Raw genomic sequence first — 26,250 nt, forward strand, 5'->3', positions numbered from 1 at the left:
TTTTTAACGGCGGACGATCGAGCCGGCGCGGCCAATCAGGCGGGCGAGCTGGCGGAAGCGGCTGCCGACGCGGTCGGCGACGAGATCGCCGAGGCGGTGTTCGAACACCAGCATCAGCTTGCGGCTCTGGCTGCGGAAATGCGTGGCGGGTAGCACGCCCGGCCGCGCCGCCGAAATCAAGTGCGCGACGCGGAACGCTGCTCCCAGGAGGCGGGCGCGCTCGAGCTGCGCCGGCGTCAGCAGGCCCTGCATGTTAGCCGGCGGCTGGTTTTCCTCGCTCAGGCCCGCATAGCGATAGAACACCGACAAGCCGACGAAGGCGCGCTCGGTATGGGTGATCGCGCCGAAATTGCCATTGACGACGAGGCTTAGCGTCTGCTCGCCGCGATGATCGGGGTGCACGCGCCAGCCGATGTCGGAGAGCAGGCACGCGGTGTGGCGCAGGCGGCGGTCCTCTTCGGTCTCGCGCAGCTTCACGACGCGCGCAAGGCGGTCGGTCCAGGCGATCAGCTCGCGGGCATGCTTCGCCGAGCGCGACAGCAGCTGGTTGAGCTCCTCTGCTGCGCAGATCAGCCCGTCCTTGTTGCGTTCGGAGTCCGAGAGCTTCTCGTGCAACAAACCCTCGCGCACACCGAAGGTCGAGAACACGATGGTTTTCGGCTTCGCCACGCGGATGATGTGCTCGAGCACCAGGGCGGCATAGGTGAGGAGCGGGCGGCGTGCATCAGCGACGATCTCGATATCGGCCAGCATGTCGGCGGCCGCAAGCCGGCGCAAACGCCGCGAGAAGTCGAGCGCCTCGGCCGCCGAAATCGAATAGCCGTGCATCACCTGGAGCGGATAGCCGCTCTGGATGATGTGGATACGCGCGAGCGCACGCCAGGTGCCGCCGACCGCGTAAAAAGTGCGGCCGCGGCCCGCGGCGAGCTGCGGCACCTCGTCGAGCGCCTCGCGCACGATACGGTCGGCGCGCTTGAGCGATTTGTGTGCGAGGTCCTGGAGCGCGAGGCCACCGAGCGGCAGCGTCACGCCGCTGCGCACGCTGTTCCTGCGCACGTCGATCAGCTCGAGCGAGCCGCCGCCGAGATCGCCGACGATGCCGTCGGGATGATGGATGCCGGAGATCACGCCGAGGGCCGACAGCCGCGCTTCGCGCGGGCCCGACAGGATCTCGATCTTCACGGCGCAGATGCGCTCGGCCTTCGCGATGAAGTCGGGACCATTGGAGGCGTCGCGGCAGGCGGCAGTCGCAATTGCGAACACGCGTCCGACCTGCATCACGCGGCACAGGGCGCGGAACCGCTTCAGCGAGGTCAGCGCCTTGTCGACGGCGTCGGGCGCGAGCAGGCCCGTGCTCTGCACTTCGCGCCCGAGGCCGCACAGCGTCTTCTCGTTGAAGATCGGAATGAGGCTGCGCGCCAGCGCCTCGTAGACGACGAGGCGGACCGAGTTCGAACCGATGTCGATGACCGCGACGCTCGAGCCGCGCTTGCGCGGCTGCTTCACGTTGAGAATCCGGGATCAGGATTGATGACGTTCATTACGCCGCGTGAGACGGCGCGGCGAGGATTCCTTGAGCGACTTTCCACGGCCAGACAGACTCGGATTCGTCATGAAGTAGTTGTGGACGTTGAAAGGCTCCTCGCCCTTCGCGGCTTTCATACGCGTTGAGGACCCGTCCGGCAACAATTGCCAGCTCTGCTCATTGTCCTTCAGGTTCGCGACCATGATCTGTTCGAGAACCTGCTGATGCACCGTGGGATTTTGCAGCGGACACAGCACCTCGACGCGGCGGTCGAGGTTGCGCGGCATCATATCGGCCGAGGAGATATACACAGCCGCTTTTGCGCTCGGCAGGCCTTGGCCCATGCCGAAGCAGTAGATTCGGCCGTGTTCCAGGAAACGTCCGATGATCGACTTGACACGGATGTTCTCCGACAGACCGGGGATCCCGGGCCTGAGACAGCAGATGCCGCGCACCACGAGCTCGACCTGGACGCCGGCCTGCGAGGCCTCATAGAGCGCGTCGATGATGTCGGGGTCGACCAGCGCGTTCATCTTCATCCAGACCGCGCCGTGCCGGCCGTGCCGTGCATGCGCGGTCTCGCCCTGGATGTGCTCGATGATGCGCTTGCGCAAGGTCAATGGCGACACCGCCATCTTCTCCAGATCGCTCGGCGCGGCATAGCCGGTGATGAAATTGAACACGCGAGCCGCGTCGCGGCCGATGGTCGGGTCCGACGTGAAGTAGGAGAGGTCGGTGTAGATGCGCGCGGTCACCGAGTGATAATTGCCGGTGCCGGTATGCACGTAAGTCGTGAGGCTGCCGCCCTCGCGGCGCACCACCATCGAGAGCTTTGCGTGCGTCTTCAGTTCGAGAAAGCCGTAGACGACCTGCACGCCGGCGCGCTCGAGGTCGCGCGCCCAGCGGATGTTGGCCTCTTCGTCGAAGCGCGCCTTCAGCTCGATCAGCGCCGTGACCGACTTGCCGGCCTCGGCGGCTTCGGCGAGCGCACGCACGATCGGCGAGTTGTTGGAGGTGCGGTAGAGCGTCTGCTTGATCGCGACTACATCTGGGTCGCGCGCGGCCTGCTGCAGAAACTGCACCACCACGTCGAAGGATTCGTAGGGGTGATGGACGATGAGATCCTTCTGCCGGATCGCAGCGAAGACGTCGCCGGCATGCTCGCGCACGCGCTCGGGATGGCGAGGCACGTAAGGGGTGAATTCGAGGTCGGGACGGTCGAGACGAGTGAGCTGCGAAAGCTCGTTCATGGCGAGCACGCCGTCGACGAGAAACACCTCGTCGTCAGCCGTCGACAGCGCATGCTGCACGAAGCTGCGCAGCTGCTCCGGCATCTTGGCGTCGATCTCGAGCCGGATCACCGACCCGCGGCGGCGCCGCTTCAGCGCGGTCTCGAACAGGCGAACGAGGTCTTCGGCCTCTTCCTCGATTTCGAGCTCGGAGTCGCGGATGATGCGGAAAGCGCCCTGGCCATGCAGATTATAGCCGGGGAAGAGACGGTTGATGAACAGGGCGGTTGCCTGCTCCAGCGAAATCAGCCGGACGGCCTTGCCTTCGGCCGGCAGGCGGATGAAGCGGTCGATCTTGCCGGGCATGCGGATCAGGGCGTTCATCTGCTTGCCGTCGGCAGCGCGCGTGAGCTGGAGCGCGATGGTGAAGCCGAGGCTAGGAATGAACGGGAAGGGGTGGGCCGGATCGATTGCGAGGGGAGTCAGCAGCGGGAACACGTTATTGAGGAAGTAGTCCTCGATCCAGGTCCGTTCCGGCTTGGTGACGTCCTTGCCGTCGACCAGGACGATGCCGACCTCGGCGAGCGTGCCGCGCAGGTCGCGCCAGATCGCCTGCTGGTCGGAGGCAAGTTGGGAGACGGTACGATTGATCAAGGCAAGCTGCTCCGACGGGGTCAGGCCGTCCGGGCTGCGCTCGGCAATGCCCTCGCGCACCTGGGCCTTGATGCCGGCGACGCGGACCATGAAGAACTCGTCGAGATTGTTTGCCGAGATCGACAGGAATCGCACCCGCTCCAGCATGGGATGGCTGGGATTGACCGATTCTTCCAGGACACGGCGGTTGAAATGCAGCCAGGACAGCTCGCGGTTGATGAACCGTTCGGGGCTCGAAGCGATCGCCGGCAGGCTCTCCGTTTCCGGGGCTTTTTCTTTGATTTCAACAGCTTGCGCAGAGTCCATGAGAAGTCGATCCATCCAGTTCACCCCAATTGCGACTTACGCGCAAAATCGGTGGGAGCATGTGTTAGAGCGATGACGTTTCGATGACATTGATGTTCCGCCGCTCCGCCGCGTCAAGCGGCTGGTGCCAGCGAACTGGTCAGACGTCCCGAAGCAGCTCGGCCGCCAGCGCCCGGGTGACGGGGCGGCCAAGCCGCAGGGCCTCGCTGTCGAGCAATTCTACCGCCTGCCGGGCGGCGGCCGAGGATCGCTCCAGCCGGGTAGCGAGGTAGCTGACGATGTTCTCATCCACCGTGAGCTGGCGGTCAGCGCAGAATTTGACGATGAGGCCGCGGAAAAGCTGGTCGTCCGGCGACAGCAACGCGACCACCGGCACGGCGCGCAGACGCGAGCGCAGGTCGCGAAGCTCGATCTCGAGCGATGCGGGTAGCTCGCGCCCGGTGAAGAGGACGTAGGCGCCATCCTCGCGGGCGAGGTTCATCAGGTGGAAGAGGGCGCGCTCGTCAAACTCTTTCGCCTTGAGATCTTCGACGACCAGCGCTCCGGTCGCGAGCGCGCCCGGGACCGCGGCGGCGGCCAGCGCATTGGCCGTGGTCGAGCGGGCGCCTGATACCTCGGCCCAGATCGCGGCGAGATGGCTCTTGCCACTGCCTTCGGGGCCGGTCAGCCACATGATCCGGTTCGGCCATTCCGGCCAGGCGTCGATCAGGCCGAGACCGGCCGCGTTGGCGGGGCCCTCGAGGAAATTGTCCCGGCTGAGGCTTTCCGCATGCGGAAGCGAAAACGCCAATTGTCGGGGATGAACGCGGCCTGCCACGCTTGCCTTGCTCCATGCCGGCGTCCCGGCCTCGTTTGGATTCGACTTTCGAGCGGGAGTTGGCCTTTTGCGGGGCCACATCCACTCATTTGGCCTCGATCGTGCTCATGTGCCGCAGCCACTCGACGAGATAGAGCGACACCGAGGAGAGCGTGAACACCGTGACGAGGCCCATCAGGATCGTATCATAGGGTGCCGGCTTGAAGCCGAAGGCAAGCGCCGCCAGCACCAGCGCCGCGAATGCCACTTGTGCCACAGTATTGAGCTTGGACACCTTTGATGGCTTCATCTCGACCGGCCGGTCGAACAGCCAGGATACGATCACGGCGGCGACGATCATGATGTCGCGCGAGACCACCAGGATGACGATCCAGCGCGGAATCGCCCCCCAGATGCCGAGCGCCATGTAGATCGAGACCAGCAGCGCCTTGTCCGCGAGCGGATCGAGCAGGGCGCCGAGCTCACTCGCCATGTTGAACCGCTTAGCCAGGAAGCCGTCCACGGCGTCGCTGATACCGGCGATCAGGAAGACCGCGAACGCCACCTCCATTTGGCTCGACACGATGGCCCAGACGATGATCGGGACCAGCATGATGCGGCCCAGGGTAATGATATTCGGAATACTCACGCGGCGCTTCCCGGCACCCGGCCTGACTTCGGATCCGGCCCCTAGGGAGGCTGAACCGGTTGATATCTACATACTATAAGGCGGGGCGCCACGCTTGCCATTGCGTGTCCCCGGAATTCGACGTAACCAGCCGCAAACCCACTGGAAATCGGGCATGACCGACCGCAAAAACGGCCTCACTTACGCCGATTCAGGCGTCGATATCGACGCGGGCAACCGCCTCGTCGACCTGATCAAGCCGATGGTGCGCGCCACCGCGCGGCCCGGCGCCGACGCCGAGATCGGCGGTTTCGGCGGCCTGTTCGACCTCAAGGCGGCCGGTTTCAAGGACCCCGTCCTGGTCGCCGCCACCGATGGCGTCGGCACCAAGGTCAAGATCGCGATCGAGACCGGCCTGCATGGCGGCATCGGGATCGATCTTGTCGCGATGAGCGTCAACGACCTCGTGGTCCAGGGCGCCGAGCCGCTGTTCTTCCTGGACTATTTCGCCTGCGGCAAGCTCGATCCGGAGGCCACCGCCGCGATCGTCGCGGGTGTTGCGGAGGGCTGCCGGGAATCCGGCTGCGCCTTGATCGGCGGCGAAACGGCCGAGATGCCCGGCCTCTACAAAGACGGCGATTACGACCTCGGCGGATTTGCAGTCGGCGCCGCCGAACGCGGTACGCTGCTGCCGCGCCCGGACATCGCGGCGGGCGACGCCGTGATCGGGCTCGCGTCGTCGGGTGTGCATTCCAACGGCTTCTCGCTGGTGCGCAAGATCGTGGAACAATCCGGTCTCGGCTTTCAGGCGCAGGCGCCGTTCGCGCCGGTCATGACGCTCGGCGGCGCGCTGCTGACGCCAACGCGGCTCTACGTCAAATCCTGCTTGCGTGCGATCCGCGAGACCGGCGCGGTGAAGGGGCTGGCCCACATCACCGGCGGCGGTTTCACCGACAACATTCCGCGCGTGCTGCCGAAGAACCTCGGCGTCGGCATTGACCTCGCACGCCTGCCGGTGCTGCCGGTGTTCAAATGGCTGGCCGCGCAGGCTGGCATCGCCGAACTCGAAATGCTGCGCACCTTCAATTGCGGTATCGGCATGATTGCGATCGTCGAGCCTGACAAGGTCGAGCAGGTGGTTGAGGTCTTCACCGATGGCGGCGAGACCGTGGCGCAGCTCGGCACCGTGATTCCCGCCGAGGGCGAGCACCGCGTCGTCTATAACGGCCATCTCGACCTGGCGCTGTGATGAAGCGCCGCGTCGCCATCCTGATCTCCGGCCGGGGCTCCAACATGGCCGCGCTGATCAAGGCAGCAAGCTCGGCGGATTTTCCGGCGGAGATTTCGCTGGTGATCTCGAACAAGACCGGTGCGCCGGGGCTGGAACGGGCCAGGGCGAGCGGCGTGACGACCGAGGTGATCGAGAGCAAGCCGTTCGGCAAGGATCGCGCCGGCTTCGAGAAAGTATTGCAAGCCGCGCTCGACCGGCACGGCATCGAGCTGATTTGCCTGGGCGGCTTCATGCGCCTGTTCACGGCGGATTTCACCAAGGCCTGGTACGGGCGGATGCTCAACATCCATCCGTCGCTGCTGCCGTCCTTCCCCGGTCTCGATCCGCACGGCCAGGCCCTGCGTGCCGGCGTCAAGCTATCCGGTGCGACGGTGCACTTTGTCATTCCAGAGACCGACGCAGGCCCGATCGTGATGCAGGGCGCCGTCCCCGTCAGCGATCACGACACGGTGGATACGCTGTCCGAGCGTATCCTCGAAGTCGAGCACCGCATTTATCCCGAGGCGCTGCGGCTGCTCGCGACCGGCAAGGTCCGGATCGAGGGTGATGTGTGCAGGACGGTGGGCAGCGCGGCGTCGGAGAATTTTCTGATTGCGCCCGTGGTGGGCTGAGCCGGGCACCTCGGGCTCACTCGATGTAGCCTGCTGCCTCGCCGTTACGAACATATCCGTAGATCCTGACCGGCCGTCGTCTGCTCTCCGGCAAACCGCATGCGGCGCAGGATTGCGCGGACAAGTTCACGTTGGTGCGCGGTCTCGGTGGATAGTTCAGCCCATTCCATCCAATCCCATCCAACGCTCATCCAGTGATAGAACCATTCGCCATCCCACTGGCTCAGATTTCCCGTTTCCAGGTTCTTGCAGCGAAATCGAGGTTGATCGGAGGGGGCAAGGGCGAGCATCGCCTCCCGCAACTCGCGCCATTTTGTATCATTCGCGGCCGAATAATAGTCGGACTGCTGAGCCATATGGCTGCCAAACAAAATCCCCCGGCAGAGCCGGGGGCAACGTCATGATCTCTCGCGTGTCGTGAGAGGCATCAGGAGACCTTGAGGTTCTCCGCGGATGATTTGCCGCGGTTCTCCACGAGGTCGTATTCAACCACCTGGTTCTCGTTGAGGGTCGAGAGTCCGGCGCGCTCGACGGCGGAGATGTGGACGAACACGTCCTTGTCGCCGCCGTTCGGCTTGATGAACCCATAGCCCTTGGTCGGGTTGAACCATTTGACGGTGCCCTTTTGTGGCATCGCTAGTCTCCTCCACTAGATAGCAAAAAGACGCGGCCGGTTTTTCGCGTGCCACGCCACAAACGGCCTTCCGAAAGTCTGTCGAGTCTTGAGTCTCAATGTCGCGAAACGCACAGCCAGCGGCCAATTCCGTTGTGGCCAATATTGCAACATGAAAACCGTGCGTTAGCAAGCAGAGCACGAATTTCAAAATCGCCCCGGATGTGCCCGGGCCCAATTTCGACCTGTGGCCGGGGAACCACAATCAGGAGCAATCCCCCTTATCTGGAGGCGTCCCGTGGTTGACCCTCCGTAACAGTTCGGCGCAAATCAGCTCATGGGCGCTCATGTTGCATTTTTGCGCGCCGCCATTTGCTTCGGGTTTTGTCGTCATGCGCTGCACTGCGCAGCCACCAGGGACACGGCAGACGATCGGGCTGAACCGCGTCCGCCGGGTCGCGGCAGCGATCGCCACGACCTTCACCCTTATGGCGTTTGCGCTCATCGTGACGATGTCGGCGGCTACGGCCGTCCTCGCGCAAAGTCCCACGCCGACGCCGACCCCGACCCCGACACCCACGCCGTCGCCGACCCCGGTCCCGATGCCGACCTCGGCCAATTATGACCAGTCGGCCGGCAACAGCACGCTCAATCTCGGCTCAGGTTTCCTGGAGCGCCTCGGCAACCAGGCATCGAGCGGCTTTAACCGGGCGTTGCGGACCAATCCCGGCGGTGGCGGCGCATCGGCGAGCACCGAAGATCCGCGCTACCGCACCTGGTTCGAGGGCTATGGCATCTCGGTCCGCACCGATGCGCAAGGCGACTTCGTCGGCGACAAGCGCAAGACTTTTGGCGGCGTCGCCGGCATCGGCGCACGGCTCGCGCCGGGTGTCAGTATCGGCTTTTCGGTCGACCAGAGTCACACCGACATCGACGTGCCCTTGGCGCTCCAGTCCGCGACACTCGACCTCACCCAAATCGGCTTCAATGGCTCCGTCGACAAGGGGCCATGGACCTGGGCCTTTGCGGTGGTGCACGGCTTTGGCAAGGTCCGTTCCAGCCGTAATACCGGCCTTGGGCTTGCGCGGGCGGCTACAGCGCCGCGGTCGACGGCGCGCTGACCGAGATCAGCTATTACTGGACCAAGGACCAGATGCGCATCGTGCCGAAGGGCGCGGTCGAATACGTGCGCGGTACCAGCGCGGCGTTCCAGGAGGTCGGCGGCCTTGATCCGCTCAACGTCGGCGCAACAGCGCTGTCGCGTGCGCGCATCATGATCGGGGCCGAGATCGGCCGCTATTTCGTCATCGACCAGAAGATCCTAGACCTGTCCGCCTACGGCAAGTTCGTCGACAATTTCCACCAGGACCTCGGATCGATCCAGGTCAGCCTGGGCACCCAGAGCATCGTCGTCCCCGGCATCGGCGAGAGTCGCTACGGCATGGATGCCGGCGCCTCGGCCTCGCTCAGCCTGACCAGCGTCGCGCGGCTCTACGTCAATTACGACGGCAAGCTCCGCAACGAGCTCACGTCGCACCAGGGCACGGTCGGCTTCGAATACAAATGGTGAGCTGAAGTCTATGCGGGTGTTGCCGCAACGTAGCCGGTCAGCCCAAATCCGTCGCGCGCGGCCGTCATCATCGGCACCAGCGCGTTCGGATGGATGAACTCGTCGCGGAAGCAGGGATAGGTCCTGGGATCGAAGATCTTCTTCAGCCAGTCGACCACAATCTTGTGCCGCTCGGAGGTGCGGAACTCCTTGTGATAGGTGAGCCAGAGATCGGCGTGGTGGCTGACGCCGAGATCGACGGCAACGAGCGGCGCACCAAGCGCGATCGAAACCGTCGGCAGGAAGCCGATGCCGGCGCCGCGTTCGACGGCATAGAGCGCGCCGACCGAGGAGTTGATCTTGATGCCGACGATGCCCTCCAGCGACGTCAGCCCGAGCACGCGGGCATAAGCGCCGTCGTCGACTTGCGGCGCGCTCTGCTTGATGATGCGGTGGTTGTTGAGTTCGGCGAGCGTTGCCGGGACGCCGTAAAGGCTCTCGTACTCCTTGGAGACGAACGGATAGATGTGCAGCCGGCCCAGCTTGGCCACGATCAGATCCGGATTGGTGGGTGGCTCGAGCTGGATCGCGATGTCGGATTCCAAGCGAGCGACGTCGGCCTGCTCCATCGCACAGCGCAGATCGACGGTGATCTTGCGATAAGTCTTCTGGAAATCGATCAGCCGCGGCAAAATCCAGAAATTGCCGGGCCCCTCCGTCACCGCGACGCGCACGGTGCCGGCAGTGTCGTTCGACGAACGCGAGGCGCGACGGAAGACGTTGAAGGCGTGACGCTCCATATGCGCGACGTCGGCGATCATCGCGGTGCCTTCATCGCTGAGCGTGAGCCCGCTCTGGTCGCGCAGGAACAGCTTGCAGCCGATGCTCTCTTCGAGCCGGTCGATCCTGCGCATCAAGGTGGTGGAGGTGAGCCCGAGCTCTTCGGCTGCATTGCGAAAACTTTTATATTTTGCGCACGCTAAAAACAGCTTCAAATCGTCCCAGGACGCACCCAGGGCTTCTTCACGGTGCTGCATCATCGCAGCACCCCGGTGCAATAACTGCTGCATACTGTTGGTCCCCAACCGCTAAGCTCGTCCTCATAGCGGGGTACGAAAGCGGCAAACGATAGAGAGGCGATATCGGTATGGAAAGGGGCTCGTTTGACGCACGGCATGATTTCGATGCGCTGCCGCTGAGCCCGGACGTCGATGTCCGTTGTGCGCAATCTTCCGAAATCGCGGCGCTTTCGGAGATGGCGCATCGGCTGGTGCCGGGTGTGCGGATCGAGGCGGCGGAGCTTTCGAAATATCTCACGTTCGATCCTCAGAGCATCCTGACTTTCAGCCGGAAGGGACTTCTGCTCGGCGGCATGGCCTTCCTGTTCCTCAATGATCGCGGGCACGATGCGCTGCTGCTCGACGAGATCTGCCTGACTGCGCCGGAGACGCGCCATCTCGCTTCAGCGAAGGACGACGTTGCGGCCATCTACATCTGGGCGATCGCGGCGACGGGGCGCGGCATCGCCGGTCTCGGCAAGGCCGCGGCTCATCTGCGACAGCTAAGGTTTCGCGGCGCCGATTGCTATGCGCAGCCGTCAACCGTGGCCGGACGCGATATCATGAGGGCGACCGGCTTTGCGCCCGTTCCGAGCTTCCAACCCGACCTCTGGTGCTACGAGCGCCCCTGGCATCGCCGGCCGATGCCGGGTGCAATCATCCAAGCAAGGAGTTTTGCAGATGCACGGTACTAGAATTCCTTTCGCCAAGCCCGACTCCCGCGCCGTTACCATTCGCCTTGCGCGCGATCCCAGCGATCTCATGCTGGTCACCGCGATCCGTTCCGCGGTCTATCTCGCCGAGCAGAATTGTCCGTTCGAGGAGGAGTTCGACGGCAACGACATGGTCGCCGCGCATTTCATCGGCTTCGTCGGTAACGAGCCCGCGGGCTGCCTGCGCGTGCGCTTCTTCGGCGACTTCGCCAAGGTGGAGCGCCTTGCGGTGCGTCACCAGTACCGGCGCTCGCGCGTCTCGTTCAAGCTGGTGCAGGCGAGTGTCGACTATGTGAAGCGCAAGGGCTTCCGCAAGATTTACGGCCAGGCGCAGGACCGCCTGGTGGATTTCTGGGCCCATTTCGGCGCCAAGCCGCTCGGCCACAATCGCAAGATCACTTTCTCCGATTTCTCCTACACCGAGATGCTGCTTGAGATCGAGCCCGGCCCGGACGCCATCACGCTGGACAGCGATCCCTATGTGATCATCCGGCCCGAAGGCGATTGGGACCGGCCGGGCGTGCTCGACGCCTCGGCGGGGCGGGCGGTGACCTCGCCACTGCGGCACCTCGCGGCCGCCGATCACTGAGCTAGGTGCAACTGCGCGCAAGACAATGCCGGTTTCCATCCACGATGATCCTCCGATCCTGGTCTGCGCGGACCTGCAGGTCGAATATCTGACCCCTGGGCGCCGCCACGTCATCCTCGGCGGCGATGCCGCCACCGCACGCTGCCTGGAACTGCTGACGCTGTGGCGCAGCAATCTCTGGCCGGTGATGCATTTGAAGCGCATCGCGCAGGCGGCCTGGTTCAATCCGGCATCCAGGCTGACCGATTGGATCGCGGAGGCGAAGCCGCGTCCGGGAGAAATGACGTTCGAGCATCCGCTGCCCTCGGCCTACAGCTCGTCGCGGTTTGTGGACTATATGTCCAATATCCACAATGTGCGCTGCGTGTTGGCCGGCTTTTCCCTGGACGAGACCATCCTGGCCACCGCCGTGGACGGGTTTCACCGCAGCCATCGTTACGAGGTGATCACTGACGCCGTGGCCTGCCGGCAGCCGGGCACGGGCGATGCCGCCGCCTACAAGCGTGCAGTAGTGAATGTCATCGGGAATTTTGCTACGATCCATTCCAGCGCCGAACTGATCAGAACCAGCGGCGCCGTTGCGGTGTAGGCGGCCGCGATCGGCGGGGTGGGGTTGAGACATTGTCCCGGGGAGAACACCTCAAGGAGCTGGCAAGCGATTTGTCGCGTGCCGTCGAAACGGCGCGCCGCGTCGGCTTGCCCACGACGGTCTATCTGCTCTCGATGGCGCTCGTCGAGGTGAGGGAGGCCGCCGCCGCTGAAGACGGGGATGACGACGACGCGGCCTAAAAAGCCGTCCAATCCCGATATGCGGCTTTGTGCAACGCTGCTGAGCGCTTGCTGCCGACGAATTGGCGTTGCAAGCTTTGTCTCATCGAAATAGCCAAGTAACTTGATCATCAAGTGATGACGCTGGCTGTGCCGGCGGTGTCACGACTTTAGGGATCCCTGCAAATGTCCATGCTGCCGAATTCGCAAGAGGCCCGGGATGTGGCCTACCAGCTCCATCCCTACACCAACGCGCGCACCCATCAGCAGGCCGGTCCTCTCGTGATCGAGCGCGGCGAGGGTCCCTACGTGTTCGATGCCGCGGGCAAGCGCTATTTCGAGGCGATGGCCGGCCTGTGGAGCGTCGGGCTGGGCTTCAATGAGAAGCGTCTGGTCGACGCCGCGCACAAGCAGATGCAGGCGCTGCCGTTCTATCACACCTTCTCGGCCAAATCGCACGGGCCCTCGATCGATCTCGCCGAGAAGCTGGTCGCGCTCGCGCCGGTGCCGATGAGCAAGGTGTTCTTCACCAATTCCGGCTCGGAAGCCAATGACACGGTGCTGAAGCTGATTGCCTACCGCTCCAACGCGCTGGGCCAGCCGCAGCGGAAGAAGGTGATCAGCCGCCTGCGCGCCTATCACGGCGTCACTATCGCCTCGGCCAGCCTCACGGGCCTGCCCAACAATCACCGCTCGTTCGACCTGCCGCTGCCGAACATCCTGCACACGGGCTCGCCACATTTCTACAAGGACGGCGCACCCGGCGAGAGCGAGGAGGCGTTCGCGACGCGCCGGGCCGAGGAACTGGACGCGCTGATCCAGAAGGAGGGCCCGGATACGATCGCGGCTTTCTTCGGCGAGCCGGTGATGGGTGCGGGCGGCGTCATCGTTCCGCCGGCGACCTATTGGGACAAGATCCAGAAGGTCTTGAAGAAGTACGACATCCTGCTGGTCGCCGACGAGGTGATCTGCGGATTTGGCCGCACCGGCAAGATGTTCGGCTGCGAGACCTACGGCATCAAGCCGGATGCGATCGTGGTGTCCAAGCAGATCACTTCGAGCTATTTCCCGCTGTCGGCGATCCTGCTGAACGACCGCATGTTCGAGCCAATCGCCGACGAGAGCAACAAGATCGGCGTGCTCGGCCACGGCTTCACCGCCGGCGGTCATCCCGTCGGCTCGGCGATTGCGCTTGAGAATTTGAAGATCATCGAGGAGCGCGGCCTGGTCGCGCATGCTGCCGAACTCGGCGGCTACATGCAGGGCAAGCTGCGCGAGCTCGCCAGTGGTCCGCTGGTCGGCGAGGTCCGCGGCGTCGGCATGATTGCTGCCCTCGAGCTCGTGCTCGACAAGGGGCGCAAGACCGCAGCCGCTACGCCGGGCGCCGTCGGCGGCATCGCCAGCCGCATGCTGCAGGAGCGCGGCGTTATCTCCCGCAACATGCTCGATGCTATCGCCATCTGCCCGCCGCTGATCGCCACCAGGGCGCAGATCGACGAACTGATCGCGGCGATCTCGGGTGTGCTGGAGGACATGAAGGGGGAAGTTGCGAAGCTGACACCGGCGTAAAATCTCTCCTCATTATTGCGAGGAGCGAAGCGACGAAGCAATCTAGCCTGCCTCCAACGAAAGATTCTGGATTGCTTCGCGGAGCCTGTCATCGGGCCGCGCTTCGCGCGGACCCGTTGGCTCGCACTGACGACGCGGCTGGCAGAGCGCCAGCCACAGGCCTTCGCGGGCCTACGCCCGCTGCACCCCGATCACGCGGCCTTTTTCGATTGCGAGCGCCAGCTCGCCCCGCTTCAGTTTCAGCGCGGCATCGCCGAACAGCTCGCGGCGCCAGCCACGCAAAGCCGGCACGTCGGCCTCGTCACTGGCTGCGATCTCTTCGAGATCGTCGACGGTGGCGATCACCTTGCTGGCGACGGCATGGCGCTCGGCGGTCATGCGCAGCAGCACCTTCAACAATTCGACGATGGCCGCTCCATTGGAATTGTTGCGCGGCTTCTCCAGCTTCGGCAGCGTCGAGAAATCCCGCGCCAGTCCGCGCTCGACGGCCGCGACGATGTCCGCGCCCCATTTGGATTTCTCAAACCCCTTCGGCACCGAGCGCAGATGGGCGAGCTTCTCAAGCGTAGTCGGCGCATGCGTTGCGATGTCGCTGACCGCTTCATCGCGCAGCACGCGGCCGCGCGGCACGTCGCGGCTCTGCGCCTCCTGCTCGCGCCAGGCCGCCACCTCCATCAGCACCGCGAGGTCCTTCGGCTTGCGCACCCGGGTCTTCAGCCGCTCCCAGGCGCGCTCGGGGTGGAAGTCGTAGGTTCTGGGCGAGGTCAAAACCTCCATCTCGATGGAGACCCATTCGCTGCGGCGGCGCTTCTTCAGGTCGGCATCGAGCGCCGCGAACACGTCGCGCAAGTGGGTGACGTCGGAGACCGCGTAATGCATCTGCTCCTTGGAGAGCGGCCGGCGTGACCAGTCGGTGAAGCGATGGGTCTTGTCCGGGCGGTGCCCGGTAACCTTCTCGACCAGTTGGTCGTACGCAATGCTGTCGCCATAGCCGAGCACCATGGCCGCGACCTGGGTGTCGAACACCGGGTGGGGAATGATGCCGGCCTGGTGCCAGATGATCTCGATGTCCTGGCGAGCGGCGTGGAAGACCTTCAGCACGGCCTCGTTGCCCATCAGCTCGAAGAACGGCTTGAGGTCGATGCCCTCGGCCAGGGCGTCGATGACGACAGCTTCCTCGGCGCTCGCCATCTGCACCACGCACAACAGCGGGTAATAGGTGGTTTCGCGCAGGAACTCGGTATCGACGGTGATGACGGGGTGCTTGGCCAGCCGGCTGCAGGCAGCCGCAAGGTCAGCGGTGGTGGTAATCAAATCCATGAACGGCCCATGACGAGACCATCAGCCGTTCTGCCGAAAGTGCAGTGATGTCAAGGGGCTCGATGCGAATTCGAGCCTTGCATTTGGGCCGGAATCGCCTTTTCCGACAAAAATCCTATTCGTAGCGGACCCGTTGCGAGGATTTCCGGACGCATGGCAGTGCCACCACAAGCACGCACATGCCGACCAGAGCCAGTCCCAGGAACTCGAATACCAACAGGTCCACGGTGAAAACCCCTCAGAAACATTGCTAAACTTGTCCGGGACGAATTGAGGGTCTGTTAATTCTCGTGGTTACCGGCCGCGGGGCGGGCCGGATGGTGGACAAGGCGTTAACGGGCGGGGCCCGTCGAAACGCATTCGGCGCCCCCGCATGACGGCGCGCCGAAGCTTGTTCGCGCGATGAGTTGCCGGCCTTACGGCAGTTTCAGCGACGTCTCAGCGTTGTACGGCTTGAGCGTCTCGTCGGCGGCTTTCTGAGCGGCGGTGAGGGCGTCCTTCGGCTGCTTCTTGCCGTTGAGGACCAGCATCACCTCGTCCTCGAGGTTCTTGCGCACCGGCACGGTCTTGTAGGTGGCAAACCACGGCTTTGCGACGTCGAGCTGTTCGACGGCGGTCTTGGCGTCCGGGTTCTTGTTCAGGAAGTCGACCATGTCGGGCGTCTTGTAGGCAGCCATATTGGGCGCGAAATAGCCGGTGGCGCGGCTCCACCAACCGCTCTTCTCGGGCGAGGTCATCCACTTGATCAGCGTCCAGGCGGCCTTCTGCTTGTCGGCTTCGAGCCCTGGCGGAATGATCAGCGATGCGCCGCCGATCGGCACGGCATTGCGGACGTTGCGAGGAATGAAGGCGACCTTGTAGCTGAACTTGGCGTTGTCGCGCACATAGGTCAGCGACCCCGTCGAGAGCATCATCATCGCGGCATTGCCGGAAATGAAGGAGGTGCTGACGGCCGGGCCGGGCGTCGCGCCGGGCGCATGCACCTTGTGCTTAAAGATGAGGTCGTTCCACCAGGTGAGCGCACCGAGCATCGAAGGCGTGTCGTAATAGACTTCGCCGCCAAACTCCTCGTTGTAGTAGCGCCCGCCGTTGGACATCGTGAGCGTTTCCATCATCCAGCCGCAATAATCATAGGCGCATGGAATGGCGATGCCCCAGCGCATGACCTTGTCACCCTCGCGCTTGGTGAGCTTCTTGGCCCATTCGGTAAGCTCGGCCCAGGTCTGCGGCGGCTTGTTCGGATCGAGGCCGGCCTCCTTGGCCTGATCGGCATTGATGTAGAGCAGCGGCGTCGAGTTGTGGAAGGGCACGCCGTAGACCGAGCGGTTGATCACCGCGTTGCCCTGCAGCGCCGGGAAGAACTGGCCCAAGAACTTTTCCTTGGTGGTGCCGTCGGCGGCGATCAGGGGGTCGAGATTGGTAAGCTCGTTCTCGATCTGCATGTCGAGCAGGAAGTTGGCCGACATGATCACGGCTGACGGCGGCTTGCCGGCCTTGATCGCCGCGCGCGTCTTGATCAGCGTGTCGTCGTAGGAACCGGTGTAGACCGCGGTCGCCTTGACCTCGGGGTGGGTCTCATTGAACTCCTTCATCAAGGTCCCCATGTCGCGGGCGAGCTTGCCGTCGACCGGGACGGGGAAGAACAAATCGATCTCGGTCGGGCCTTCGCCGGCAAGGGCTGGAAAGGCGAGGGCGCCAGCCAATGTGCCTGCAATGGCAAGGCCGAGCATGAGCCTGCGGGGGAACAGCATCGGAAAATCTCCTATTTGATGCCTGAGGTGACGAAAGAGCTGATGAAGCGCTTCTGGAAGATCAGGAAGGTCACGAACAGCGGTGCGATCACCATCAGCGTTCCCGCGGCGATGGTGCCCCAGGCCTGCGTGCCCTCGGCCGTCTTGGTGAAGACGGAGAGCCCGACCGTGAGCGGCCGCTTGTCCGGCGAGTTGATCACCATCAGCGGCCACAGGAAGTCGTTCCAGTGGCTGGTCACGGAGATGATGGCGAAGGCTGAGAAGCTCGGCAGCGACAGCGGCACGTAGATGTGGCGGATGCGCTGGAATAGGCCGGCGCCGTCGATCAGGGCGGCATCCTCCAGCTCGCTTGGAATGGCCTCGAAGGCTTGCCGCATCAGGAAGGTGCCGAAGGCAGAGGCAAAGAAAGGCATCATCACGCCAGTGAGCGTGTCGTAGAGGCCGAGCTGCGCGATCAGGCTTAAATTGGGCACGATCAGCAGCACCGGCACCAGCATCAGCTGCATCAGGAACAGGTAGAAGATCAGCGTCTTGCCGGCGAAGGCGAGGCGGGCAAAAGCAAAGCCCGCCAGCGTGATCGTGACGAACTGCACCAGCAGGATCCCGGTGCAGATGATTGTGGTGTTGAGGGTGTAGCGCGGGAAGTCGCCGATCTCCCAGGCATCCCTGACGTTGTCGAGCGTCGGCTTCAGGCTCGGCATCAGCTCGGCCATGAGGTTGATGCCATCGGAGGCCGGGCGCAGGGTCGCCACGCCCATCCAGACGAACGGGATCAGCCAGACCAGTGCGAGCAGCACGGTCAGTACGAAACCGAGCTTTGGCGTGATCTCGCGACGGGTGGCGAGCGGAGCATCCCTGAACAGACGGCCGATCAAATTCATGGGCCGCTCTCGCGGTCCGCCAGCGTCCGGAACGAAAGCGCGGTGAGGCCCATCAACGCTGCCAGCGTCAGCAGCGTCGCCGCCGACGCCTTGCCGACGTCATAATGCTCGACGGCCTGCTGATAGATGTAGAACAGCACGAGATTGGTCGAGTTGGACGGGCCACCCTGGGTCAGGACGAAGACGTGGTCGACTTGCGTCACCGCATTCAGCGTCGCGATCACGGTGACGAACAGGAAGGTGGGCTTGAGCTCCGGCAGGATGATGTAGCGCAGGCGCTGGAACGGACCGGCGCCGTCGAGATGGGCGGCCTCCATGACGTCCTCCGGCACCGCCTGCAGGCCCGCGAGGAAGAACAGCATGTGATAGCCGGCGTTCTTCCAGATCGTGATCACCATGATCGCTGATAGCGCGATGTCGGGATCGCCCAGCCAGTTCGGCAGCACCGGAAGTAGCCGGCCGATGTAAGAATCGAGCAGGCCGACATTGGGCAGGAAGATGAACAGGAACAGCGCGGAGGCTGCGACCATCGGGATCAGCACCGGCAGGAATAGCGCGGCGCGGAGCGCGCTGGTCACTGCGCTGGTGCGCGAGAGCGCGAGTGCAAACAAGAGCGCGAGGCCGATGCTCGGGATCGCTGTGCCGACTGCGTAAATGAGATTGTTGACGCCGGTGAAGGCGGGGTCGGCAAGCACCGCGCTGACATTGTCGAGGCCGATGAAGCGCACGGGCGCTTTCGGCGTCGTGCGCTGATAGAGCGCATCGATAAGCACGCGGCCCATCGCGCCATAGGTGAACAGCGCCAGGAAGACCAGCGAGGGGAGCAGCAGCAGATAGGCCGGCAGCGACGCCGTGAAGCCGGCGGTGAAGCGTTTCAGGACATGCAGACGCGGTGCCGCCGAGGTCGCGCGCGGGAGAGCCGCGGGTTCAGCGAGGCTCATCTCACCGGGCCAGGAAGTTGAGCGCATAGTCGCGGTCACCGATTCCCGCTGGCGCGGCGAAAGGGAAGCGTGGGCTTTGGTCGAGGAAGTCGTGGCTGTGCACGACCAGGTTCTCATCGTCGATCAGCACCACGCCGTAGGCCGGCGGCTCGTGGCTCGCCAAATGCGGCGCGTTGGCATTCAGCTCGAACCAGACCTGGTGGTTGGTGCCGCGCAGCGTGGAGAAGGGAGTCTTGCCGTAGCTGCCGAAGATCGGCCGGTGCACATGGCCGAAGAAGAGGTGGCGGATGCGCGAACGGTAAGGCGCGATCACCTCGGCGAATTCGGCGCTCTGCTTCAGCGCGATCTCGTCCATTGCGAGTACGCCGACCGGGAAGGGCGGATGATGCATGAACACCACGAACGGCATGTCGGCCGGCGCGGCGGCCAGCGTGCTTGCGAGCCAGCCGAGGCGCTTGCCGCACATCTCGCCGGCATGGCTGGTCTCGTCCAGCGTGTCCAGGAAGACGAACAGGCCGTGCTCGGTCGTCCGCGTGCCCTGCACGAAGCCGTTCTGATCGCGCGGCGCGGACCGAAGGCGGTCGAGGCAAGCGTCGCGGCGGTCGTGATTGCCGACCATGGCAACGTACGGGATTTTCAGCGCAGCCATGGCGTCGGCGAAATTGGCGTAGGACTCCGGCTCGCCCCAATGGGTGAGGTCGCCGGTCACCACAGCAAACGCAGCGTCCGACTGATGCTTGTTGATGTCGACAATCGCGGCATCCAGCCGGGCGCGCGGGTCGAGGCCATAGAGCTTTTGCCCCGGATTCGCGAGATGCGTGTCAGTGAGATGGATGAATTTGAAGGACATGGCGCGCTGTGTCGGGACTGTTGGAGGATGGACGCCTCCGGCAAGACGGCCCTGACAGGCGGTTAGAGCGCCAGTGTTTCAGTTTGATGACAGCGGTTCCCGCGTCCACAAGTGGCGACGTGGTAGGGTGGATTAGCCGAAGGTGTAATCCACCACTGTGAGCCAACTTCAAGTTGTGCTATCGATGATCCATGTCCAACTATCGCCGCATTCGTCTCGGGAGGATGCTGGTTCTTCGCGGTGAACCTGCTCGATCGGCGGAAGGCTCTTCTGATAGACAAGATCAACATCTTACTCTGATAGACAAGATCAACATCTTACGCGGCGCCGTGGCAGCAACGCGCCAAAGCCATCCATTCGAGATCGACGCGTTTGTGGTCCGCCGGATCATCTGCACGCGATCTGGAAGCTTCCGCCGGGGGCGACGCCAATTTCTCGGCGCGCTGGCGGTTGATCAAGACACGTTTTGCCAAGGCACTCCCTGCGAATGAGCCGCTGAGCGCTTTTCGTGCCGCTCGGAACGAGCGCGGCATCTGGCAACGCCGGTACCGGAGCATCTCATCCGTGACGAGACCGACTACGCGCGTCATGTCGAGTATTGCTATTACAATCCCATCAAGCACGGTCATGTCTCGAAGGTGTGCGACTGGCCGTACTCGTCGCTTCACCGTGATGTCCGCGCCGGTTTGTTTCCAGAGGATTGGGGCGGCGACGTCAAGATCGCGGGCGAGTTCGGCGAGCGGGCGTGATGCTCGCGGCAGCGGCAGCCGGTAGGATGGATTAGCGAAGCGTAATCCACCAATCTACTTTCCGCTGGTTGAGAGAAGAGGTGGATTACGCCTCCGGCTAATCCACCCTACCCAGCTACGTCAGGCGAGTTCAGCTCCACGAACAATCTTTGTCCGGATGATCAGGGGGAGTTAGGTGCCACAAAAAGTCTGCAGCACCCGCTGGTCCGGCAGCGGCGGATCGGCATAAGCCGCATACTCCGGCTGGTCCTCGTAGGGCTTGGCCAGCACCTTCACCAATTCTTCGAACGGGGCGTAATCGTCGTTGTTGACGGCGGCCTGGATCACGGCTTCGACGCGGTGGTTGCGCGGGATGAACATCGGGTTCACGGCGTGCATGGCGGCTTGCCGCTCGGCCGCGCTCTGCGGCTCGAGCGCGATGCGCTCGCGCCAGCGTCCGGCCCATTCGTCAAACGCCGCGGGCTCCATGAACTGCGCGCGCACGTCTGCGCCTCCGTCGCCTGCGGCATCGCAGAGCTTGCGGAAGGTGAGGGTGAAGTCCGCCTGGTTCTTCGCCATGGCATCGAGCAGGTCCTGGATCAGCGCCTCGTCGCCGTCGCGCTCCGTGAACAGGCCGATCTTCCTGCGCAGGCCGGCCTGATAGGCCGCACTGAACGTCTCGGCGAAGGCGCCGAGAATGTCCTGGGCTTCGGCGACCGCCTTTTCCTGCTCGTCTGAGAACAGCGGCAGCAGGCATTCGGCGAGCCGGGTCAGATTCCACAAGCCAATGCGCGGCTGGTTGGCGTAGGCGTAGCGGCCCATCTCGTCGATCGAGGAAAACACCTGCGCGGGATTGTAGGCATCCATGAAGGCGCAGGGGCCGTAGTCGATGGTCTCGCCGGAAATGGACGTGTTGTCGGTGTTCATCACGCCATGGATGAAGCCGACCAGGAGCCAGCGCGCGATGAGCTCAGCCTGCCGCGCAACGACGGCTGCGAGCAGCGCGTGATGGGGCCGCTCCGCTTGAAGCAAATCCGGGTAATGACGGGTGATGACGTGGTCGGCGAGCCGGCGGATGGCCTCGGTGTCGCGGCGGACGGCAAAGAACTGGAAGGTGCCGACGCGGATATGGCTGGAGGCGACGCGCGTCAGCACCGCGCCGGGCAGGGCGGTCTCGCGGATTACATGCTCGCCGGTGACGACCGCGGCGAGCGAGCGCGTGGTCGGAATGCCGAGCGCGAACATCGCCTCGCTGACGATGTATTCGCGCAAGACCGGCCCGAGCGCGGCACGGCCGTCGCCGCGGCGGGAGAACGGGGTTGGGCCGCTTCCCTTGAGCTGGATGTCGCGGCGGATGCCGTCTTTGTCGATGACCTCGCCGAGCAGGATAGCGCGGCCGTCGCCGAGCTGGGGCACGAAATGCCCGAACTGGTGGCCGGCATAGGCCATAGCGATGGGATCGGCGCCCACGGGAACCGTCTTGCCGGCCAGGATTTCGGCGCCTTCCGGGGTCTCCAGCATATCAGGGTCGAGCCCGAGCTGGACCGCCAGCGGCCGGTTCAGCTTGATCAGCCGGGGCGCCGCCACGGGGGTCGGCGCGACGCGGGCGAAGAAGCTGTCCGGCAGCGCTGCATAGGAGTTCTGGAAGGGGAAATGAACCGTCATGAGCTCAAGATAGGGTTGGAACGCCTGATGGCAAAGGTTGGACCCCAGATAAGCCAAAAATGGGCGCATCTGGTCCGAATCAGGCCGTTCCCTTGGTTGCCGCTTTGGGCCTCGTCGGGTAAACCCTGCCGCAACTTCGGACCGGCCGTTACAGGCCGTTCGATTCGCTTCCTCCGAGATTGAATTTGGGACGACCATGCATCGCTACCGGTCACATACATGCGGCGCGCTCCGCGAGAGCAACATCGGCGAAACGGTTCGCCTCTCGGGCTGGGTCCATCGCGTTCGCGACCATGGCGGCGTGCTGTTCATCGATCTGCGCGACCATTACGGTCTGACCCAGTGTGTGGTCGACCCGGATTCGCCGGCATTCTCGCTGGCCGAGAAGCTGCGTTCGGAATTCGTGGTGCGGATGGACGGCAAGGCCCGCCGCCGCCCCGAAGGTACCGACAATGACGATCTGCCGACTGGCAAGATCGAAGTTTACGTCAGCGAGATCGAGGTGCTGGGTCCGGCCGGCGACCTGCCGCTGCCGGTGTTCGGCGACCAGGAATATCCTGAAGACATACGCCTGAAGTACCGCTTCCTCGATCTGCGCCGCGAGAAGCTACACCAGAACATCATGACGCGCGTGTCGATCATTGACTCCATGCGATGTCGCATGAAGGAGCAGGGTTTCTTCGAATTCAACACCCCGATCCTGACCGCGTCCTCACCGGAGGGCGCGCGCGACTTCCTGGTGCCCTCGCGCATTCATCCGGGAAAATTCTACGCGCTGCCGCAGGCGCCGCAGCAATACAAGCAGCTGCTGATGATGAGCGGCTTCGACCGTTACTTCCAGATTGCGCCCTGCTTCCGCGATGAGGACCCGCGTGCCGACCGTCTGCCCGGCGAGTTCTACCAGCTCGACGTCGAGATGAGCTTCGTCACGCAGGACGACGTGTTCGCCGCGATGGAGCCGGTCATCACCGGCGTTTTCGAGGAATTTGCCAAGGGCAAGCCGGTGACAAAGGGCTGGCGCCGGATTCCGTTCGCCGAAGCCTTGCGCAAATACGGCAGCGACAAGCCGGACCTGCGCAACCCCATCGAGATGCAGGACGTCTCCGGACATTTCCGCGGCTCCGGCTTCAAAGTCTTTGCGCGCATGCTCGAAGATCCCAAGAACCAGGTCTGGGCAATTCCGGCACCGGGCGGCGGCAGCCGTGCGTTTTGCGATCGCATGAATTCCTGGGCGCAAGGCGAAGGCCAGCCCGGCCTCGGCTACATCATGTGGCGCGAGGGCGGCGAGGGCGCCGGTCCTCTCGCGAACAACATCGGTCCCGAACGCACCGCCGCGATCCGAGCGCAGCTCGGCGTGAAGGAAGGCGATGCCGCCTTTTTCGTCGCCGGTGATCCCGACAAGTTCTGGAAGTTTTCGGGTCTTGCCCGCAACAAGGTTGGCGAGGAGCTGAACCTCACGGACAAGGAGCGGTTCGAGCTCGCCTGGATCGTCGACTTCCCGATGTACGAGTACAACGAGGACGACAAGAAGGTCGACTTCTCGCACAACCCGTTCTCGATGCCGCAGGGCGGCCTCGACGCGCTGAAGGGCCAGGACCCGCTGACCATCAAGGCGTTCCAGTACGACATCACCTGCAATGGCTACGAGATCGCCTCGGGCGGCATCCGCAACCACGTGCCGGAAGCAATGGTGAAGGCGTTCGAGATTGCCGGTTACGGCGAGCAGGAAGTGGTCGAACGGTTCGGCGGCATGTACCGCGCCTTCCAATACGGCGCCCCGCCGCATGGCGGCATGGCCGCGGGCGTCGACCGCATCGTGATGCTGCTCTGTGGCACCACGAACTTGCGCGAGATCTCGCTGTTCCCGATGAACCAGCAGGCCATGGACCTCCTGATGGGCGCGCCGTCGGAGGCCACCACCAAGCAGCTGCGCGAGTTGCATATCCGGGTGAACCTGCCGCAGAAATGAGCTGGTCTCTTGCCCGGACGCAGCGCAGCACGCAGTGGTGCGCGGCTGAGCTGGGGGCCCATCTCTCGGCAGACATAGCTTTCTGGGTCCGGCTCTGCACAGCGTCATTGCGTGCCGCAGCGCGTCCGGGACACGAGACCAACCAGCTCTCCCTACAGCCCCGTCGACGCTTCGATCTTGAACTGCGCCAGCGTGCCCTCCGGGTCGGCATTGAAGAGCTGCATCAATTGCATCAGCGGCACCTTCGTGCGCGGCGTGACCTTGATGACGAGCGTCTGGCCTGGCGTCTCGACAAAGCTCGCGATCGCGTCCACCGCCGTGCCCGCCTCCGGATTGGCGGCGGCGACATCCGCTCGGTACGCCCTGACGCTGTCGACGAATGTCCGGCGCGCCTCGTCGCGGCTGACATTTCGTCCCCGTGCATTCTGCGTCACCGCGGAATCGACGAAACCATTGTCGCGGACCGAGAACTCGAGCGCGACAGCCTCGACCTGGGCGGCCCGACCCATGAACTGAGCGGGGTCAGCCGAAAACAGCTCGCGTGGCACATTGCTAAGCGTGATGCGCAATTGCGCGCTGGCGATCCCTCCGATGTCGAGCGTCGCGGGCGTCAAATTGAAGCTGTTGGACGACTCTGTCCACGCGGCGCCGAGATCGAGATCGATCGCGAGCTTGTCGATCCCGCTGAGAACCAATGGAAGTTGTTTTGGGTCGGATGGATCGGTGGGCGTGACGAATTTCGCAATCAGGTGCGCCTTGCTCGGGATCGAGCCAATCAGCTGTCCCCACTCCAGTGTCATCGTATCGATCGTGATCAGCCTTTTGGTGTTCTTGTCGGGCGCCACCACGCCCTTGATCTCGGCGCCTTCCAGCACGCGGAACAGGCCCAGCACCTGATCGGGCGAGGGTGCCTGCCCGTGATTGCTGAAGCCTGCCGCCCAGCGCATCAGGTTTGCCGCGCTGAAGGATTTCAGCGCGAAGCGCTCCATCTTGAACTGCCCCTGCGGGGTCGGCGTATCGACGCCTTCGATCGCGAATTCGCCACCCCGATATCTGACGGCGTTGATCCTCGCGGTGCCTTGCGGCATGCTGATCGACGTCTTGCCGACCTGGATTTTGCCGATACGGAGGCCATCATAGAACCCGGCGAGCTTCTCCATCATCTCGCGCGATTGCGCGGATGTCGGGAGGACCGACCGGTCTGTCGGCATGAGCGCAACGATCTCGGCCGGCCGGAATTTTGACGGCTGCGCCGCGACGTCCTCGAAGGTGATCCCGTCGATGTCCATCCGCATGCCCTGGGTCGATTTGAGCACATAAGGGCCGGCGGAGATTTGCCGGTAGACGCGGTAGTAGCCGTCGTCGCCGGTCTTGTCTGGGTCGAGTACCGCGGCGATCGCGGTCGCATCGAATTCGTTGACGATGATGTTGGAGAGGTCGCCGGTCAGCTTGTCCTGCTTGCCCGGCTGCGGCACGTCGATGGTGAAAACAGCGCGGTCCGCCTTCATCGCATCGAACTTGCCGTGCTTGAGATTCTGGATGGCCAGGCCGGAATAGGCGACCTCGCCGCTGCCGGCGGCGCTGCCGCTCGCATCGAAGCTCATCGTCAGCGCCGGAGCCGTGACTGACGATGCTGTCACGCGTGCGTATTGACCGAGCACATAGCGGTAGATATCGCTCACGGAGCCACCCGTCGGCACATTCCCGGCGTGAAGGGGGCCGGCATAGTCACGCAGGGTGAGTTGCGGGATCTTATAGGATGCGTTCAGCTTCGCGGGGCCGACCTGGTTGAGCGCGACTTCGAAACCCGTGACGTCGATGTTGTCGGCCGAAAAGCTGCTCTGGTCGAGCAGGCGGACGCCGGTGCCCTTGATGCCGGCGATCTTGATCTGCGCCTGGGACTCGTTGCCGGGAGTCACCGCTATATCATCGACCCTCAGTGTCCGGCTCATCACGTCGAATTCGATCTTGCCGTAGCTCGCCTTGCCGCCTTGCTTGCGGATCTGCTCGAAGGCGGCCTCGACCTCGGTGGTAGCGCGATATTTTGCATAGAGGTTGAAGCCGAACGATCCGCCCGCGCCGAGCACGGCGAGTGCGATCAGGCCGATCAGGATTCCCTTCATTTCCTTGCTCCAGTTGCTGGTTTTGCACCGCGCAACCTGCCATATTCGCGAAACGCCGCGCGGTCCAGGGAAAGCTATGGTTTTCAAGCATTTGACCACGCGTCCTGTTGATGGGGTCGCAAT

Annotated in this window: 23 protein-coding genes and 1 pseudogene; 10 read left to right on the forward strand and 14 right to left on the reverse strand. The window is 63.8% G+C overall.

The genetic code is table 11. The features are described 5' to 3' along the window. Positions 1-3: 3 nt before the first annotated feature. From ppx to IVB01_RS18765, 4 genes are all read right to left on the reverse strand, one after another. Positions 4-1,506, reverse strand: coding sequence for an exopolyphosphatase (ppx, locus tag IVB01_RS18750; RefSeq protein WP_247281590.1), 1,503 nt, complete (start codon positions 1,504-1,506; stop codon positions 4-6). 15 nt (positions 1,507-1,521) lie between these two features. After that, entirely contained in the window at positions 1,522-3,714 is a 2,193-nt protein-coding gene (locus IVB01_RS18755) for an RNA degradosome polyphosphate kinase (RefSeq protein ID WP_247281685.1), read from the reverse strand. A gap of 139 nt (positions 3,715-3,853) precedes the next feature. Next, complete coding sequence (locus tag IVB01_RS18760; RefSeq protein WP_247281589.1) at positions 3,854-4,531, reverse strand: DnaA/Hda family protein; 678 nt, start codon at positions 4,529-4,531, stop codon at positions 3,854-3,856. Between the two features lie 85 nt (positions 4,532-4,616). After that, entirely contained in the window at positions 4,617-5,159 is a 543-nt protein-coding gene (locus IVB01_RS18765; RefSeq protein WP_247281588.1) for a CDP-alcohol phosphatidyltransferase family protein, read from the reverse strand. Between the two features lie 154 nt (positions 5,160-5,313). On the opposite strand from IVB01_RS18765, the gene purM reads away from it, so the two are divergent. Both purM and purN read left to right on the forward strand, forming a co-directional pair. Then, entirely contained in the window at positions 5,314-6,387 is a 1,074-nt protein-coding gene (purM, locus tag IVB01_RS18770) for a phosphoribosylformylglycinamidine cyclo-ligase (protein ID WP_247281587.1), read from the forward strand. Next, on the forward strand, positions 6,387-7,040 hold the full coding sequence (purN, locus tag IVB01_RS18775) for a phosphoribosylglycinamide formyltransferase (RefSeq protein ID WP_247281586.1): 654 nt from the start codon (positions 6,387-6,389) through the stop codon (positions 7,038-7,040). The genes purM and purN overlap by 1 nt, the downstream gene beginning before the upstream one ends. 44 nt (positions 7,041-7,084) lie before the next feature. Here purN and IVB01_RS18780 read toward each other — a convergent pair whose 3' ends face one another. Next, on the reverse strand, positions 7,085-7,396 hold the full coding sequence (locus IVB01_RS18780; RefSeq protein WP_247281585.1) for a DUF6678 family protein: 312 nt from the start codon (positions 7,394-7,396) through the stop codon (positions 7,085-7,087). Positions 7,397-7,467: 71 nt separating this feature from the next. Further along, complete coding sequence (locus IVB01_RS18785) at positions 7,468-7,674, reverse strand: cold-shock protein (RefSeq protein ID WP_008551638.1); 207 nt, start codon at positions 7,672-7,674, stop codon at positions 7,468-7,470. Positions 7,675-8,045: 371 nt separating this feature from the next. On the opposite strand from IVB01_RS18785, the pseudogene IVB01_RS18790 reads away from it, so the two are divergent. Then, positions 8,046-9,223: pseudogene (locus tag IVB01_RS18790) on the forward strand (autotransporter outer membrane beta-barrel domain-containing protein). Between the two features lie 8 nt (positions 9,224-9,231). Here the strand turns inward: IVB01_RS18790 and IVB01_RS18795 are convergent. Beyond that, positions 9,232-10,272 carry a LysR family transcriptional regulator gene (locus IVB01_RS18795; protein WP_247281584.1) on the reverse strand — a complete coding sequence of 347 codons (1,041 nt, stop codon included), beginning with the start codon at positions 10,270-10,272 and terminating at the stop codon, positions 9,232-9,234. A gap of 77 nt (positions 10,273-10,349) precedes the next feature. On the opposite strand from IVB01_RS18795, the gene IVB01_RS18800 reads away from it, so the two are divergent. From IVB01_RS18800 to IVB01_RS18815, 5 genes are all read left to right on the forward strand, one after another. Next, positions 10,350-10,955: a hypothetical protein gene (locus IVB01_RS18800; RefSeq protein WP_247281583.1), complete on the forward strand. Its 606-nt coding sequence runs from the start codon at positions 10,350-10,352 to the stop codon at positions 10,953-10,955. Further along, a complete protein-coding gene (locus tag IVB01_RS18805) occupies positions 10,942-11,562 on the forward strand; it encodes a GNAT family N-acetyltransferase (protein ID WP_247281582.1) in 621 nt (206 codons plus the stop codon). The genes IVB01_RS18800 and IVB01_RS18805 overlap by 14 nt, the downstream gene beginning before the upstream one ends. Before the next feature lie 25 nt (positions 11,563-11,587). After that, on the forward strand, positions 11,588-12,151 hold the full coding sequence (locus IVB01_RS18810) for an isochorismatase family protein (RefSeq protein WP_247281581.1): 564 nt from the start codon (positions 11,588-11,590) through the stop codon (positions 12,149-12,151). A 71-nt stretch (positions 12,152-12,222) separates the two neighbouring features. Continuing rightward, positions 12,223-12,351, forward strand: coding sequence for a hypothetical protein (locus tag IVB01_RS35475; protein ID WP_256464847.1), 129 nt, complete (start codon positions 12,223-12,225; stop codon positions 12,349-12,351). A 165-nt stretch (positions 12,352-12,516) separates the two neighbouring features. Then, positions 12,517-13,899, forward strand: a complete 1,383-nt coding sequence (locus IVB01_RS18815) for an aspartate aminotransferase family protein (protein ID WP_247281580.1) — start codon at positions 12,517-12,519, stop codon at positions 13,897-13,899. 171 nt (positions 13,900-14,070) lie between these two features. On the opposite strand, the gene rnd is transcribed toward IVB01_RS18815, so the two are convergent. From rnd to IVB01_RS18840, 5 genes are all read right to left on the reverse strand, one after another. Next, positions 14,071-15,219 carry a ribonuclease D gene (gene rnd / locus IVB01_RS18820; protein WP_247281579.1) on the reverse strand — a complete coding sequence of 383 codons (1,149 nt, stop codon included), beginning with the start codon at positions 15,217-15,219 and terminating at the stop codon, positions 14,071-14,073. A 416-nt stretch (positions 15,220-15,635) separates the two neighbouring features. Beyond that, entirely contained in the window at positions 15,636-16,970 is a 1,335-nt protein-coding gene (locus IVB01_RS18825; RefSeq protein WP_247469476.1) for an ABC transporter substrate-binding protein, read from the reverse strand. A gap of 11 nt (positions 16,971-16,981) precedes the next feature. Beyond that, positions 16,982-17,851 (reverse strand): carbohydrate ABC transporter permease, encoded by an 870-nt coding sequence (locus IVB01_RS18830; RefSeq protein ID WP_247281577.1) that lies wholly within the window; start codon positions 17,849-17,851, stop codon positions 16,982-16,984. Then, positions 17,848-18,792, reverse strand: a complete 945-nt coding sequence (locus IVB01_RS18835) for a sugar ABC transporter permease (protein WP_247494726.1) — start codon at positions 18,790-18,792, stop codon at positions 17,848-17,850. Before IVB01_RS18835 ends, IVB01_RS18830 begins: the two co-directional genes overlap by 4 nt. A 1-nt stretch (position 18,793) precedes the next feature. After that, positions 18,794-19,642 carry a phosphodiesterase gene (locus IVB01_RS18840; RefSeq protein ID WP_247281575.1) on the reverse strand — a complete coding sequence of 283 codons (849 nt, stop codon included), beginning with the start codon at positions 19,640-19,642 and terminating at the stop codon, positions 18,794-18,796. Between the two features lie 191 nt (positions 19,643-19,833). Between IVB01_RS18840 and IVB01_RS35715 the strand changes: the two genes are divergently transcribed. Next, the gene (locus tag IVB01_RS35715; protein ID WP_346015594.1) at positions 19,834-20,133 is read left to right on the forward strand and encodes a hypothetical protein; all 300 of its coding nucleotides are present in this window, start codon (positions 19,834-19,836) and stop codon (positions 20,131-20,133) included. A 429-nt stretch (positions 20,134-20,562) separates the two neighbouring features. On the opposite strand, the gene IVB01_RS18850 is transcribed toward IVB01_RS35715, so the two are convergent. Further along, on the reverse strand, positions 20,563-22,035 hold the full coding sequence (locus tag IVB01_RS18850; protein WP_247449320.1) for a protein adenylyltransferase SelO: 1,473 nt from the start codon (positions 22,033-22,035) through the stop codon (positions 20,563-20,565). A gap of 196 nt (positions 22,036-22,231) precedes the next feature. Here IVB01_RS18850 and aspS point away from each other — a divergent pair, with 196 nt between their 5' ends. Next, positions 22,232-24,004: an aspartate--tRNA ligase gene (gene aspS / locus IVB01_RS18855; RefSeq protein ID WP_247281573.1), complete on the forward strand. Its 1,773-nt coding sequence runs from the start codon at positions 22,232-22,234 to the stop codon at positions 24,002-24,004. Between the two features lie 152 nt (positions 24,005-24,156). On the opposite strand, the gene IVB01_RS18860 is transcribed toward aspS, so the two are convergent. After that, positions 24,157-26,127: a hypothetical protein gene (locus IVB01_RS18860; RefSeq protein ID WP_247281572.1), complete on the reverse strand. Its 1,971-nt coding sequence runs from the start codon at positions 26,125-26,127 to the stop codon at positions 24,157-24,159. Positions 26,128-26,250 lie beyond the last annotated feature (123 nt).

The sequence above is a fragment of the Bradyrhizobium sp. 164 genome (assembly GCF_023073715.1).
Taxonomy (GTDB): Bacteria; Pseudomonadota; Alphaproteobacteria; order Rhizobiales; family Xanthobacteraceae; genus Bradyrhizobium.